General features: G+C 43.5%; 13 protein-coding genes and 3 pseudogenes. 8 read left to right on the top strand and 8 right to left on the bottom strand.

Going from position 1 to position 13,648, the window contains the following annotated elements:
• Both METMK1DRAFT_RS00180 and sso10a read left to right on the top strand, forming a co-directional pair.
• Positions 1–316, top strand: a pseudogene (locus METMK1DRAFT_RS00180) (IS256 family transposase); the annotation flags it as partial.
• Positions 317–429: 113 nt separating this feature from the next.
• Complete coding sequence (sso10a, locus tag METMK1DRAFT_RS19780) at positions 430–714, top strand: Sso10a family chromatin protein (RefSeq protein ID WP_009069331.1); 285 nt, start codon at positions 430–432, stop codon at positions 712–714.
• 265 nt (positions 715–979) lie between these two features.
• Here sso10a and METMK1DRAFT_RS00170 read toward each other — a convergent pair whose 3' ends face one another.
• On the bottom strand, positions 980–1,567 hold the full coding sequence (locus METMK1DRAFT_RS00170) for a transposase (protein WP_009069329.1): 588 nt from the start codon (positions 1,565–1,567) through the stop codon (positions 980–982).
• On the bottom strand, positions 1,561–1,734 hold the full coding sequence (locus METMK1DRAFT_RS16940) for a hypothetical protein (protein ID WP_009069327.1): 174 nt from the start codon (positions 1,732–1,734) through the stop codon (positions 1,561–1,563). The genes METMK1DRAFT_RS00170 and METMK1DRAFT_RS16940 overlap by 7 nt, the downstream gene beginning before the upstream one ends.
• Before the next feature lie 856 nt (positions 1,735–2,590).
• Here METMK1DRAFT_RS16940 and METMK1DRAFT_RS19775 point away from each other — a divergent pair.
• Both METMK1DRAFT_RS19775 and METMK1DRAFT_RS00160 read left to right on the top strand, forming a co-directional pair.
• Positions 2,591–2,842, top strand: a complete 252-nt coding sequence (locus METMK1DRAFT_RS19775) for a helix-turn-helix domain-containing protein (protein WP_009069325.1) — start codon at positions 2,591–2,593, stop codon at positions 2,840–2,842.
• A gap of 69 nt (positions 2,843–2,911) precedes the next feature.
• The gene (locus METMK1DRAFT_RS00160) at positions 2,912–4,111 is read left to right on the top strand and encodes a glycosyltransferase family 4 protein (RefSeq protein ID WP_009069323.1); all 1,200 of its coding nucleotides are present in this window, start codon (positions 2,912–2,914) and stop codon (positions 4,109–4,111) included.
• Here the strand turns inward: METMK1DRAFT_RS00160 and METMK1DRAFT_RS00155 are convergent.
• Complete coding sequence (locus METMK1DRAFT_RS00155) at positions 4,065–5,222, bottom strand: glycosyltransferase family 2 protein (protein ID WP_048087234.1); 1,158 nt, start codon at positions 5,220–5,222, stop codon at positions 4,065–4,067. The two genes, METMK1DRAFT_RS00160 and METMK1DRAFT_RS00155, sit on opposite strands and share 47 nt — an antisense overlap.
• A 108-nt stretch (positions 5,223–5,330) precedes the next feature.
• Between METMK1DRAFT_RS00155 and METMK1DRAFT_RS16935 the strand changes: the two genes are divergently transcribed.
• Entirely contained in the window at positions 5,331–6,389 is a 1,059-nt protein-coding gene (locus tag METMK1DRAFT_RS16935; RefSeq protein ID WP_216586081.1) for a glycosyltransferase family 4 protein, read from the top strand.
• Here METMK1DRAFT_RS16935 and METMK1DRAFT_RS00145 read toward each other — a convergent pair.
• From METMK1DRAFT_RS00145 to METMK1DRAFT_RS15800, 4 genes and pseudogenes are all read right to left on the bottom strand, one after another.
• Positions 6,384–8,111 (bottom strand): hypothetical protein, encoded by a 1,728-nt coding sequence (locus METMK1DRAFT_RS00145; RefSeq protein WP_009069316.1) that lies wholly within the window; start codon positions 8,109–8,111, stop codon positions 6,384–6,386. The two genes, METMK1DRAFT_RS16935 and METMK1DRAFT_RS00145, sit on opposite strands and share 6 nt — an antisense overlap.
• Positions 8,104–8,352, bottom strand: a complete 249-nt coding sequence (locus METMK1DRAFT_RS00140; RefSeq protein ID WP_009069314.1) for a hypothetical protein — start codon at positions 8,350–8,352, stop codon at positions 8,104–8,106. Before METMK1DRAFT_RS00140 ends, METMK1DRAFT_RS00145 begins: the two co-directional genes overlap by 8 nt.
• Positions 8,342–8,830, bottom strand: a complete 489-nt coding sequence (locus METMK1DRAFT_RS15325; RefSeq protein WP_009069313.1) for a DUF1616 domain-containing protein — start codon at positions 8,828–8,830, stop codon at positions 8,342–8,344. Before METMK1DRAFT_RS15325 ends, METMK1DRAFT_RS00140 begins: the two co-directional genes overlap by 11 nt.
• Before the next feature lie 359 nt (positions 8,831–9,189).
• Positions 9,190–9,993, bottom strand: a pseudogene (locus tag METMK1DRAFT_RS15800) (transposase).
• Positions 9,994–10,076: 83 nt separating this feature from the next.
• Between METMK1DRAFT_RS15800 and METMK1DRAFT_RS00120 the strand changes: the two are divergent.
• Positions 10,077–11,585: an alkaline phosphatase family protein gene (locus METMK1DRAFT_RS00120; RefSeq protein WP_009069305.1), complete on the top strand. Its 1,509-nt coding sequence runs from the start codon at positions 10,077–10,079 to the stop codon at positions 11,583–11,585.
• Positions 11,586–11,820: 235 nt separating this feature from the next.
• On the opposite strand, the pseudogene METMK1DRAFT_RS00115 reads toward METMK1DRAFT_RS00120, so the two are convergent.
• Positions 11,821–12,837, bottom strand: a pseudogene (locus METMK1DRAFT_RS00115) (transposase).
• Between the two features lie 196 nt (positions 12,838–13,033).
• On the opposite strand from METMK1DRAFT_RS00115, the gene METMK1DRAFT_RS00110 reads away from it, so the two are divergent.
• Positions 13,034–13,390, top strand: a complete 357-nt coding sequence (locus tag METMK1DRAFT_RS00110; RefSeq protein ID WP_009069301.1) for a HEPN domain-containing protein — start codon at positions 13,034–13,036, stop codon at positions 13,388–13,390.
• A complete protein-coding gene (locus tag METMK1DRAFT_RS00105; RefSeq protein ID WP_009069297.1) occupies positions 13,353–13,616 on the top strand; it encodes a nucleotidyltransferase domain-containing protein in 264 nt (87 codons plus the stop codon). Before METMK1DRAFT_RS00110 ends, METMK1DRAFT_RS00105 begins: the two co-directional genes overlap by 38 nt.
• Positions 13,617–13,648 lie beyond the last annotated feature (32 nt).

The raw sequence follows: 13,648 nt of genomic DNA, 5'->3' as shown, positions 1-13,648 counted from the left end.
TGGTCCACCTCAAACGGAGGGTGGACAGGAGGGTTAGGGTCTTGCTGGACCTCCTCCTCTCCCTCGCCGTCCCCACCCGTGTCTCTCCCCTCCTCTCCTACCTCCTCGCCCCCAGGGAGCTCTGGCCCCTCCTCAGGTCAAACAACCTGGCCGAGTCCTTCAACTCCCTCCTGGAGAGTTCGGGAAGTGCCACTCCCCCTGGAGGATCGCCCGGGCCATAGCCATCAACTACAACCTCTCGACCTGTTATCTCATTCTTGTAATAATATTACAAGAACCCTTATTTCTTCGTGATATGATCAAATATATTCAGTAATTCCTTCATTGAATAAGTCTAAACCGAGAGATATATTACAATTTGCAAAGGAGCCCTGAATCACCCGATGATTTTTCGGTAATATTTATATATAACTTTGTAGATATGTTATTATGGAGCGGAGGAAAAGAGATAGATACGATATAATACTAGATATACTAGAGACTTGCGTGAGAGGTTGCAAGAAAACTGAATTGATATACAGGGCTAATCTTAGCTTTGAACTGGCACAGAAGTATCTAGAATTACTGATGAATAGCGGACTATTGACATTCGAGTCCACTGATCGAATCTATAGTTTAACCAAAAAAGGTGAAGAGACGAGGAAATTGCTCTTGGAATACAGACATGTAAAGAAAATTTATCATGATATACGTAGTAGATTGAACATGTTATAAGGGACAACATTAATTTTACCTCATAATTTCTGTAAATCTAATCTATTTATCTCTATAAATCATTTGTGTAACAGGACTATGGGCCGTTTAGGTTTCTTTCGCGAATTGTAATATCTCTCTTAAATTAGGGTAACTCCATGCAGGATTAATTAAGTATATGTTCCCGAACAGATAAGAATAGGGTAAGCTATAATATTATTACATGATTGGAAGTCAGGTTTAAGGTTGTAGTTATTGGCAACGGCCAGTGTGACCTGTGTGTTCCCTAGCGCGAGTGGGACTTCCCAAACCTGTGACACTCTACGAGGGAATTGAACGAGCCGACCAGGCTGTTGGACTTGAACCAGCTCCTGACCCTCCTCCGGGGTGACGAGGTAGTTGAGGTACAACGGGTCCTCAACTTGGAGCGCTCAGCCAGGTAGAGCTCGTCCAACTCCTTCCTCTCCTCCTCGGTCGCGGAGCGCTTGAGGTGGACGATGTACTGCTGCCTCCTGACCTCGAGCCCTGAGGAGGAGATCGCCGCGTCTAGGGCCTCGACCTCGTCAGCCACTACCAGTTGAAGTCGTACTTCCTCCACAGACTGACCAGCAACTCTCAGTCCTGTGGTCCTCCTTCCTAGCCAGCTTGACTTTGAGCTCGGCTCTCCTACCCTCAGGGGTGACGCCCACGGCTGCGAGGAGCGCTTCCCTCCACTGAGCTTGACGTACTTCCAGTCAACTATCACGTTCTTGAACTTACCCTTCACGTGCAGCTCGGGTTTCCTGAGCTCGATGTTGAGCTTCCCTCCCAGGATCGAATGGAAATTGAACAGTGCGGAGAGGACCTGGTCCTCCTCCACCTTGGTCTTCACCATCCCTGTATAGCACGGGCAACCTCACCGTGACTCCAGCACGTATCCTCCATGACCTTGAACCCCTTGAGGTACCTGTAGTTCGCGTAACCCTTCCTCTTCACGTCCCCCTGGAGTACCTGGGTATCTCCCTCTCCGCGTCCCCCCATCAACTTCTCGATCTCCTCCACCTCCTTAATAACGCGTGCTTAGGTGATATCTCGGGGAAAAGCAGGACGGTCGATGACGCGTCCACCCCGACGCCGCCCGAGGTCGCGGGCATCCTCGTCGTGTAGGTCGTTAAGATTTGGAACACGGCAGGACCTACCGCTCCTCCCCTATTAATATTATCAACAGTATTAGGATCAATTATTAGAGCATCAAGTTACGGAAACAAAATGAAATTGCAAAGGAAACCTGAATGGCCCCAAGACTATGATTGCCAAACTCAAAAATCCTTATCTCCTCTTACTAATTTCAGTCAGGAAATTCAAGGTGATCAAGACGTACTTCACGTCCTCTAATTTTTTATCAGGAGATTAAGAAACTTCCATATTTCGCATAGTCTTGTGCCGCTAGGTGAAGTCCTTCGCACTTCTACTCTTCCATGGGTTGGGAATCTATATGATGGGTGAGGCCGAGACCAGAGTAATCTATGCATGAGTTACTTCCCTTAGGGAATGAGAGATCCAAGATAAAAATGATGCCTGAAGTTAGGAAGGTCGTGGATAGACTAAAATGATCCTGGGAGACGAGCAAGCCTACGAATGTGATACATGAGAGTGGATCGTAAGGCGTGTCGGACTTAGAAAATTACTGCATCATCCCAGGCGTAAGGAACCCGGCGGGCAGTCATGGTCATGTAGTACAACCTTCAGCTTGCGCAGTTGAGTTTTTGCCTAGAACAGTATGACACAATGATAGTTAGGATGGAAGCCATTCTTAGCAATCTCGCCTGTACTTATCGAACAAGAATAGGCGTTACACATGCTCCGCGAGGATACGAAATCTTAATTAACGTCCATCAATAACTAATCATAAAAAATAATGAGAAGTTATAAATTAGTGAAGTGGATTAGTTATGACGATCTTGTCAAGCTATATTTAAGGGAGAAGAATGGGAAAGTGAAAATGAGATTATTAATAATTATAAAGTTGTATGAAGGGCATAAGCTGTATCACGTCTCCAAAGAATTAAAAATGTCAGTAAGTACGGTATCTAAGTGGTTAAAGAGATGGAACCAAGGAGGATACGCGGCACTTTTAGACTCTAAGAGCAGAAGAAAGCAAAGAGCTTAATCGAGACCCTATAATAGCGGAAACTATATAGAAAGATTTTATTTGCCATAATAAGAAACTATAATCATCATGAAAGTTTCAATACTGACTGAGACTCCTCAACGAGGTACTTTCGCCACTATGCTCATAGTCTATCAGAAGTTAAGAGAACTAGGTATAGATTCAGAGATTTTTACAACATTTGACTCTGAGTATAGTGTATTACCATCACCTCCAAGAAGCAGGATATTTGGAATGGAAACGGTGATAAATGGAAGTTATTCTTATAATGTGTTTGATTTAATTTCACCTAAACCAAAGGACTCGATTCTACATATAGCCAACGCCTGGCACGGAGTTATACCTGTAGCCAACTCAAAAAATGTGAAAACTGTAATAAATATCCAATATTGGTGGGTAACGTGTTATTTTAATTCAATGGAAAATCCAGATTGTGGATGTTCAGGCTTCAAAAACATCTCGTCGTGCATCGCAAGAAAGAGGACAGGCCTCAGGAAACTAGGAAGCCCAGGTGAGGCTTTCTATGCGATGAGGAAACTGAAGAAGATAAGAGAAAACGTATCCAAGGCCGACTCAATTATTGCGGTTAGTAATATTGTTAGGAATGTACTAGTAGAGCACAACTTTCCAGAGGAGAAGATAAAGATAATAAACATAAATGCCTTATCTCCATTCATAACTTATGCGACATATGAACCCTCAGACACCTTCACTTTTGCGTATCTCAGCTATCCAGATGAAGGGAAGGGAATATTCCAATTGCTCCGCGCGTTTCATAAGGCTCTCAAGTTAAATCCTAACATACGGTTAAAGGTACCCGGAGGAACCGAAGAACCTAGAGTGGTAGAAGAAGTTAAAACTATGGGGCTTCAAGGAAAGGTTATACTAACACCCAGGCTTAATTACGAGAAGTATGTGAAACAGGTTGGAGAGTTCTTAAGAGACGTCGATGTTGTGGTCGTTCCTACATTAGTTCCAGACACTTGGGCCAGGGTAGTCACAGAGTCCATGCTGGCAGGCAGACCCGTAATGGTCACCAAAGGTAACGGTGGACTAGTGGAACAGGTAACGGACGGAGTAGACGGGTTTCATGTAGATGTTTACGACTTGGAAAAATTTGCCAAATCGATATACGAGGTTTCTGTAATACCCAGGGATCAAATTAGAAAGATGGGTGTACTGGCTAGGGAAAATATTTCCAATAAGTTCAACAGCGAGAGGATCATGGGGGACTTAGTCTCTCTATACCGTTCCTTATTGGAAAAATAAAAATTCCTGAGGATACTGCTATTCCATTAATCAGAGACCACAGAATATAGAAGAATGGGACTTGTAACGTACACCTCGGGTCTTTAGTTTCCCTGTGACAGATAAGAGCGTTATTTAAGGCTCTGTATAAGGGTACCGTCATTCCAATTCCAATGAAGAACATGTTCTTCCAGATTAAGACTAAAGCAATGGCAACCACAAAAGATATTAATATTTTCCTAAAACGTATCCAAAACTTCGATTTACCGTAGAAGTTTGGCTGTTCCGTGAAAAAGGAAAGAATCAACAAAATCAATGATGTAAATAGAACAAACTTGAAAGGAATAATAAAAGAAGCAAAGAAAAGTATTAGCATTAGAAAGAACAATAAATTGTCTAAGTTCGGCAAATACCTATATCTTCTCAAGATGAGATAGGAGGGAAAACCGTATTGCCACGCCTTGATGATGTGGGATTTCAAAGACCTCTGATAAAATGACAGGAGATGCTTTACATAAACCTTTGAGTTTAAAACTATGTTCCATCCATATTTTCTTACTTTCTCAGAAAAGTCCAGGTCATGCATTCCATACTTGTACGTATTATCTAGGAGCCCTATTCTTTCTATGACTTCTCTCCTAATTACGTCATTGTTAAGACCAGTGTACATGACCGGCTGAACCTGTAGGTTATCACTGGGTTCATGCCAACCCAATATGTAAACGTACGAGAAAACCCTATCTATACCCTTTAGATCTTTAGGATCTGTGATGAAGAGTGATGAAGCTACCCCTACTCTCTGGTCCTCAAACAATTGGATCATACTTGAGACCCAATTATTTTGACATAACACCACATCATCGTGTAGAACGATAATCATTTTCCCAAGAGCCCTTTTTATTCCTTCGTTTATGGCCCCAGCGTGACCAAGTTTATGTGGATATTTGTAGTATCTTATCTGTCTATTTGATTCAGTCAACAGCCCCTTCACCAACTCTTCAGTATTATCCTTAGATCCGTTATCTATGATTAGTATCTCCATATTTTCGTAGTCTTGAGATAGAACTGATCTCAATACTCTCCCCAAGGTTTGTGCTCCATTAGACGTTGGAATTATAACCGACACTAGCATGGATTTCATCCTTGTGATATTCTTTATATATTCCCCTACATTAAATCATTTACTGTGAGAGTAGTCCTGTTGCCTGGATCTACACCTAGTCCCTGGGATGGGATAGAGGTGTACTCTTATGAGTTGGGAAAGAGTCTAGCTAGACTGGGACATGAAGTCATTGGGTTAAAGATAGGGGAAAGAACTGGAGAAAGGAGGATTATGGACAATTATTATGTCAGGTATGTTGCAGTACCACGCGTTCGTAGTGCTTTAGGATATCATTTAGGATTCATGTTGGCGGCACTGAAGGAGGCGAAAGGGTTGAAAACTGCAGATGTGGTACATGCCGTAGGTGGATACTATGCATCCATAGAATTTCTTCCTATTAGAAAGATAGTCACCATAATAGGGGCAAGCACGTTAAGGGAAAGTTCTAGTCTCCGAAGGAGACTCAGAGCTACTTACGGACGTCTTTTATATAAGAGGGCATTGGCCTATATTGTTCCGAACGGTATAATCGCAGAGGAGGTAAAAGTAAGATTCGGGATCAAAAATGTCCATGTGATACCCATGGGGGTAGATGTCGACGATCTTAGACCAGTTAATGAAAAGGGACAGGTTAGGGAGAAATATGGTTTTAGAGGAGACGATATAATCATACTTTATGTAGGTCAATTAGTAAGGGGCAAGAGATTGCCTGAACTGTTGACGGCCTTTAAGAAATTTTCAGCTACCCATAATAGGGCCAAGTTACTTCTGTTATCGTGGGGATATCTTAAGGAAGAGCTGCTTAAACTAACCACCACGCTAGGGCTCGAAGGGAAGGTCATCTTTATGAGTCCCGTGCCTTATCAACAGAGGAAAGATATTTACCACCTCTCTGACGCATTCGTCATGATAGGCGATTCCTTTGGCGATGGTGGCATAAGCACAGCCTTGATGGATGCCCTAGCAGCGGGACTTCCGTCGGTCGTGGCTAAAAACACAGCCAACAGTATTGTAGTTAGGGATGGCATCAACGGTTTCACTGTAACTCCCACTGCTCCAGAGGACGTATCGAAGGCACTGGAATCCTGTTTGGACGAAAAAGAGAGGTTATCTCGTAACGCGTTAGAGATAGCCAGGCAGTATAGCTGGGGGAATGTAGCACAAAAAATCAATGAAGTTTACAAAACAATATTATGATATGCCTGGGATCGCAATAATTACGTCATTTGAACTATATATTATCGTATAATTAGCTACTAAGCCATTATAATAGTTATAGTAACCTTTCAGGTTTGGTCCGTTGAAATACAGAGATAAAGTCTCCACGTAATCTCCTCCAAATTTTAGACTCCCACCGCTAAGACTCATCGGAGGTATAATGTTTCCTTGATAAATGTAAAGTTCCTTGTAAAAGTCATAAGTAGATATTGTGGAGAGACCATATTTTGCTAAAACCATTCCACCATAGAACGCAGATTGTGGTGAGTGTTCAGAGGTGGCTATAGTCGTGTATCCGAGTATAGATAAGGGAGCGTTGAGTATCAGCGAGGCCAAGAACAGGAATCCTACAACCTTCCTTTTATTTAATTTGACGTAAAGTAGATAAACTAAAATAAATATGACATAAAATACCATGGTCTGCGGAATCATGCGAGTGAGCACGTTGCTAACGTTGTCGGCAATTCCTATAGCAGACTGCATTACGAGAAGGCCTGTACCTATGAGAAAGATCAACCTTAAGTCTGGGTTTAGTTGTTTGCGTATTCGTAACAGAATAAAAGAAAAAATAGAGAAGAGCAGGAAAATTCCTCCTTCCAATAGTTTACTCAATACGCCATAGAAGTGATAAGGCGAGGGAGGAACGAATGTGGCCACTAAGTTCTGTGTCGGTAATGCAAGATTTGTTGAAGTTTGAGGGAAAAATATGTCCTTGATGAAGTTGATGAAGTTGGTTATGAGGAATTTGTCACCGCTAACTGCTCCGGAGGCCAAAGGGTTGAAATAAACCCAATAGACGTAGGCTGAGACTGTCGCAAAGGCTGAGTATCCTATTAACCTGCTATTGATTCCCCATTTCTTAGCTAGATAGACCATCATGATTGATATTACGACGAGGGATGATGCGAAAGTACCTATGTCCGTCAAACCAGTAAGGATAGAGAACAGTATCATTAATGGGATCAACTGAACCCCTCCCCGTTTAATAATCATGCCAATGACCAAGAACATTGGGAACAAGAGGTTGTAGGACATAAGTTGGGGGGACCACTCAGCCACAAAGAACGGCATTGAGGAGAGGGTGTAGATCAATGCACCAATTTCAGACATAGGGGACTTCACGAATAGACGTATGAAAGCGTACACCGTGAGGTTCTGAAATATAGGGAAAAATATAGGAGATAAATACAAGAAAAGAAACGAAGGGGAGATACCAGAGAGTAGATAGGAGATGGCCCCATAGATGTAGCTGAGCGGATAATCTGATTGATAGATCCCTTTCACGGCAAAAGTATTTTTATTAGTGAGTAAAATGAAAACCTCGGCCGCGTGCCCTAGCTCATCTCTACTCAAAATAAAAACGGGATTAATGAAATAAAAAATAAAGAAGCTGTTGAAGGTTATGAGTAGATAATCTATTGCAGTAATGAGATTAAATATCTTTATATTCATCTTATTATAGTTAATTATACATAGAACTAGAGTAAATATAGAGAGGAACTCCGCCATCCAATAGGAAAAGGGTAGCTGTTGTGTCAACCCTAGAGGATATTTAAGGAGATCATAGTTGGGGATAGATACCGTTAATGTTACGAAGAGGGTCAACTCAATGCTGGCCAATAACATCAAAGTTAGTATGACGTCAACCTTGTTCTTTATAACAAGGCTTCTTGGAAATCCGAAGCTAATAGGTTTAGCCATTTATGACACCTAAAGCTATTAAAATGTAATAAATGCTCCATGAAATCCAGAAAGCATTGATAGCCCCAACAATTATTGATGTATCCCTGGGAATTGGGTAAAATAGGGTTTCTATGAGCAGGCTTAACACAGTGTAGGTCATGACATATACCCTCAGCTGAACTACGCCTACTGTGGATAAAACTAAGGTTATAACTGAATATCCTATGGCTAGGGCTATCGGTAACCACTTATAGTTCATTTCGTCTCACCAATTCATATCGCATTATTGACATTAATTCTACAAATATTACTACTGATAATGTGGCGGAGTATAGACTAATACCGACGGTAAAATCTAGGAGTAAACCTATGAGGCTGACACTCACGAAACCAAGGCCAAGTGATAAGGAGAGTTTCTCGAGCCCGTTGAATAGCCTGTCTGATCTAACATATAGTAGTTGGAGAAGATTATAGCCCGCCAGGAATATCACAAAGATTCCACCAATTACCATTTTTATGAAAGATAAATCAGGTATATTGAGATACAATATAAGGATTAGAATTGCTGAAGAGATCTGAGTCATGAGAAATGAGGCCGTGAACGAGGTTTGGACCTCATATTGCCTTCTAATTGTATCTATAGCGTCTGATTTACTCATGCCTCTCTTGGTTAGTGTCTGAACGGCGTCTTCAACTGTCTTCCCCTCCATTAAATTTGACTGGGTTTCCTGTTTCATGTGAATTGAATCACATTAATACTTCAGGTTTAGATTATTAATTTTGTTGTTCTATCGTGAGGTAGACTGAATGGAACTTGACGACTGTTCTTCTTTCTTCATGGTTCCATGCTAGATTAAAAATCACAGTGTTAGGAAGCGATTTTAGTTAGATCCAATTCATGGACTTCAGGGCTAACATATATCTGGAACTATTCAAGATGCTACTGCTTTGTATCCTACTTCGCTTTATTTCAAGTAGTGAAATTAGATTAAACGTATTTTTTAGAAAATTAATATATTCTACCTGAACTCGCAGGTCATCCCTCGACCTCGACTCCTGGGGCCCTCTACACGATCGAGTTGGCCAAGTGGACCATCTAGGAGTAGGCCCACTCCGCCTAGCCTCGAGGACCTGCGAGAGTGGTAGCCCCGACCCTCGCGCCGAAGATCCTCTTCACGGCAGAGAACAGGGACTCGATGAGCCACCTACTACAGTAGCTCACCTCGTCCCTCCAGCGTTTGTAGCCCAACCTCCTGAACTCCCTGATCGCGCTTCTCGATAGGTGGCCCCTCGTCGTGGAGGCGTTCTCCCTGGGAGAGACGACCTCAAATCCCGTGGCTAGATCGCGTCGACGTAGTAGGCCTTCCCTAGAACTTCACCTCCCCTGGGCCTTCAGTTACTCCACGGTCTTGACAGCTGACTGGACTTCTCTCGACCACCTCGGCGCTCATCACCTCCAGGTCCTCCCCGTTCATCACGACCTCCACCTTCAGGAACTTGGACGCCCTCCTCTTCCCCCACTTGGCCACGACGTACTGACCTCCCCTGTCGTTGCTCACCCCGGTAGCTTCAGCCATCACCTCTAGCTCGTCCCCCGGCTCGGGGACAGCTCGACCTTCCCGACCCTCTCCCACACGGTGTGGTATTCCAGGTGGTCGGGATCACCTTAGCCTCTCCCACGCCCCCAACGCCGCCTCCACCGCCCTGTACGGGAGGAACAGGTGCAGGAAGGCCAAGAACCCGTCGAACTCCCTCAAGCTCTATAGGGCTTAATCGCGTACCTGTTCCCCTCCAGAAGCTCCAACCATTGCTCGAACATGTAAAACGGGAACACCAACTCGAACCTCTTGATCACGTTCTCGTCGTGCTTGCTCCAATGTATAATATTGGACAAGACCACAAAGCAGAGAAAATAGCAAAGCTATTATAGAGGCTGACTTGAATTGTCAAATTAAGTACGACTGTAAGCGGGAGTGAATATAAATGAAACTTCCTCGAAATAAGCCTGCCTTATTTATAGTAATGTTAACAATAATTATTCTATCCATCTTAAATATTTACGCAAATCGAATGGCCATGACGAGTAGTCATGATAAGGATCAAATTTTACCATGTGAATTACATCCGGTCTATAACTATTCAACCACCTATGAGAATAACTACACAGCAACTCCGTTCAAGCACGTTATTATACTCATACTTGAAAATCATGCGTTTGATAACATCTTTGGTGTGTATCCCTATGGTATTCCACAAATTTTCAATAATGTGACAAACAATGTAATGAAGCCTGTAAACCTTATTTTCTCAAACAATGGTTCATCAAATTATAACTACGGAGAGTCCATATCCGGCCTTCATTATGCTCCAGAAGTGATTCAGAAAAATCCCGGTGAGGGGTACTATATCTACCACTCGGATTGGAACTACGGCGCCATGAATGGCTTCTTAAACTTCTCAGGCCCCCAATCTCTAACATTCTTATCATATCAGCAGGTTCCACTCTTCTGGGACTACGCAGAAGAATATGTTCTCGCAGATAGTTATTTCTCGCCTGTCTTATCCGTCACTCAACCCAATAGAGTCGCTTATCTTACAGGTTATCCTACCCAGCTCACAGAAGATGACAAGATAACGGGCATAATACCGCTGCAGAATTCAATTTTATATCAATTATCGTTTTATAATATATCATGGGGCTACTTTGATTATGGTTACACCCCAGAGAATGCCCAAGCTCCATTTCCACTTGAGGTTTTCAGTGATGCTACTGGCTTCAAGGAACATTACTTCAATACGTCACAGTTCCTCTTTGACCTACAACACGGAGAACTACCATCAGTATCCTGGGTTATGTTCACTGGAGGTACGGGTTATGATACCCATCCTGATAGCTTAGATATGCATCCACCAGCTAATTTGACAATTTCTCAGATTAACTTGTATAATGTAATAAATGCAATCATGAAGAGCCCATACTGGAACACTTCTGTAATATTTGTGACCTTCGATGAGGGCGGAGGATTCTACGATCAGATCCCTCCTCCAATAATTTACACCTACGGTGAGGGCTACTCCCCTTTCCTAAGCAAGTACGGAATAACGAATTACTCCACTTTAGGACAGAGAGTACCATTACTGATAATTTCCCCCTACTCTAAGGAAGGATGGATAAACAACTACAGCCTCTCAGGTTACTCGATCCTAGGATTTATAGAATATAATTGGAGGTTACCCTATATTACCCAGATTGTGGCCAACTCCGACGTGCCAGGAATATTGCAGAGCTTTAATTTTGAAGGGCAACTAAGGAAACCTATAATCATTACTGACACAAATTGGACTTATCCCATTCCTCTTCAGTTTCCAGTACATTATGGATATATTGCCTATGTAGAAGAGAATTATACTGGGTATCTAATCCTCTATAATAAAGGCCTTATATCGGATTCGTCACTAAGAAGTATCATGATGTACGGTACTATGGACTGATTATATGTTATCGCTCTGTAAGTTTTATTATATCACTTTTTTTCGTAAAATAAATTATATATCCCTGACTTAGGATAGGTGAAATCCAGGCCTTTAAGTCTGAACTCATGACTTCTCAGAAGCTCATCCACAGTGTTCTTGGGTGATTCAGGGCTCCTTTGCAAATTGTGGGCGATTCAGGGCTCCTTTGCAAATTGTAATATCTCTGTTGATTTGGACTTATTCAATGGAGGAATTATTGAATATATTTGACCATTTCACGAAGAAATAAGGAACCCTGTAATATTATTACAAGAGCGAGATAACAGGTCGAGAGGTTGTAGTTGATTGCTATGGCCCGGGCGATCTGGAGTATCCTCCAGGGGGAGTGGCACTTCCCGAACCTCCTCCTCTCCAGGAGGGAGTTGAAGGACTCGGCCAAGTTGTTCGACCTGAGGAGGGGCCAGAGCTCCCTGGGGGCGAGGAGGTAGGAGAGGAGGGGAGAGCCACGGGTGGGGACGGACTCGGCGAGGGAGAGGAGGAGGTCCAGCAAGACCCTAACCCTCCTGTCCACCCTCCGTTTGAGGTGGACCAGGCAGGTCTGCCTCGCGACCTTGATCCCGGAGCGGGAGATTGCCGTGTCTAGGGCCTTCGCCCCGTCGGCTACGACCAGGGTGAGGTTGTACCTCCTCCACAGCCTCACCAGGAGGTCCCAGTAGCTCACGACGTCCTCCTCCCTGGTCAGGACCACGTCAAGCACGGCCCTCACACCGTGGTCAGTGAGTCCCAACGCGATTAAGAGGACCCCCCTCCTCCCTCCCCTCAACTTCACGTACTTCCCGTCCACGACCACGTACTTGAAGTCCCCCCACCTCCAGCTCCTGGGTCCAGAGCTCGGCGTTCCCAACACGGGCAGGAGGAGGGACCTGAGCGCCAGTCTCTCCTCCCTGAGCAACTCCTCCACTCCAGTCCTCACCCTCTCCCCTCCCCTGTACAGCACGGGCGACCTCACCGTGACCCACTCCAGCCCGTACACGACCCCCCGGAGGGAGACCCTGAACCCCCTCAGGAACCTGTACCTGGCGTACCTGGGGGAGGTCCTCTGCGCAGCAGTTATCAGATTTTACCTTGATTACAGGGCGATATTTAAGGGAAAGTCCCACAACTGCTCCTCTGCGCCTCCTCCAGGGCCCTCCTCTCCATCTCATTCATTTAATGGCGCGTCCTCCCCAACTACCTCAAGGACGAGCGCGGTCACCACGTGATTGTACACCTCATGGTATGGCCTAGCGCTCGTCCCCTTTTCATGTACTAATGTAGGATGAATTAAGTCACTTTCATTCTATAGAAACAAATAGAAATGGCAAAGGAGCCCTGAATCGCCCAGTAACGAAACTTGCTGTTCATACTTTCATTCAAGTCATATCATTTGAGCATAGAACTTTTTATCTATGATTCTATCTTTAAATATGGCAAAATGGTTTGAGAAGAGTGACAAGGATAAGGAAGTCGCATATCTTCTGCTGGAGAAGGGCTATTATCCTGAAGCTTGCTTTCACTCCGAGATGGCCGTAGAGCTGAAATTGAAAGGAATTTTAGTAGAGGCCTCAGGCGCTATTATTTACACTCATTCTATAAAGAGATTGTTAAAGGAGGTGGAGAAGGTTAAGAAAATTAATTTGAGTGATAAAATATTGGATTGTGCAGATTACTTATCTTTTATATACTTAGGCTCTAGGTATCCAGAGGAAGAAATTATTGAATTAGGAAGGAGTGAGGGTGAGAAGTGTGTCAGATGCATGGAAGAAATACTATCTATTCTCTGACCTTTTACAGATTTACAAGGAAGAGGAAGAACAGTTCAAGGACTATGTTAATTTCCTATGCAGTAAAAATTTCACTGTGATATTATTCGGTTCCAGGGCAAGAGGAGATTTCAAAATATACAGTGATTACGACCTTTTAGTCATAGGGAAAGATCTTCCGAAATTTCCTCCCACTGATGCAATACAACTCCACTTTTATAAAAAAGAAAGGTTGATAAAGAGATAGAGGAATTTAATACAGTGATAATAGATGCCTTT

This window comes from Metallosphaera yellowstonensis MK1 (assembly GCF_000243315.1).
In the GTDB taxonomy this organism is placed as follows: domain Archaea; phylum Thermoproteota; class Thermoprotei_A; order Sulfolobales; family Sulfolobaceae; genus Metallosphaera; species Metallosphaera yellowstonensis.
The sequence above is the reverse complement of the archived record's forward strand: the minus strand, read 5'-3'. Positions and strand labels throughout refer to the sequence as shown.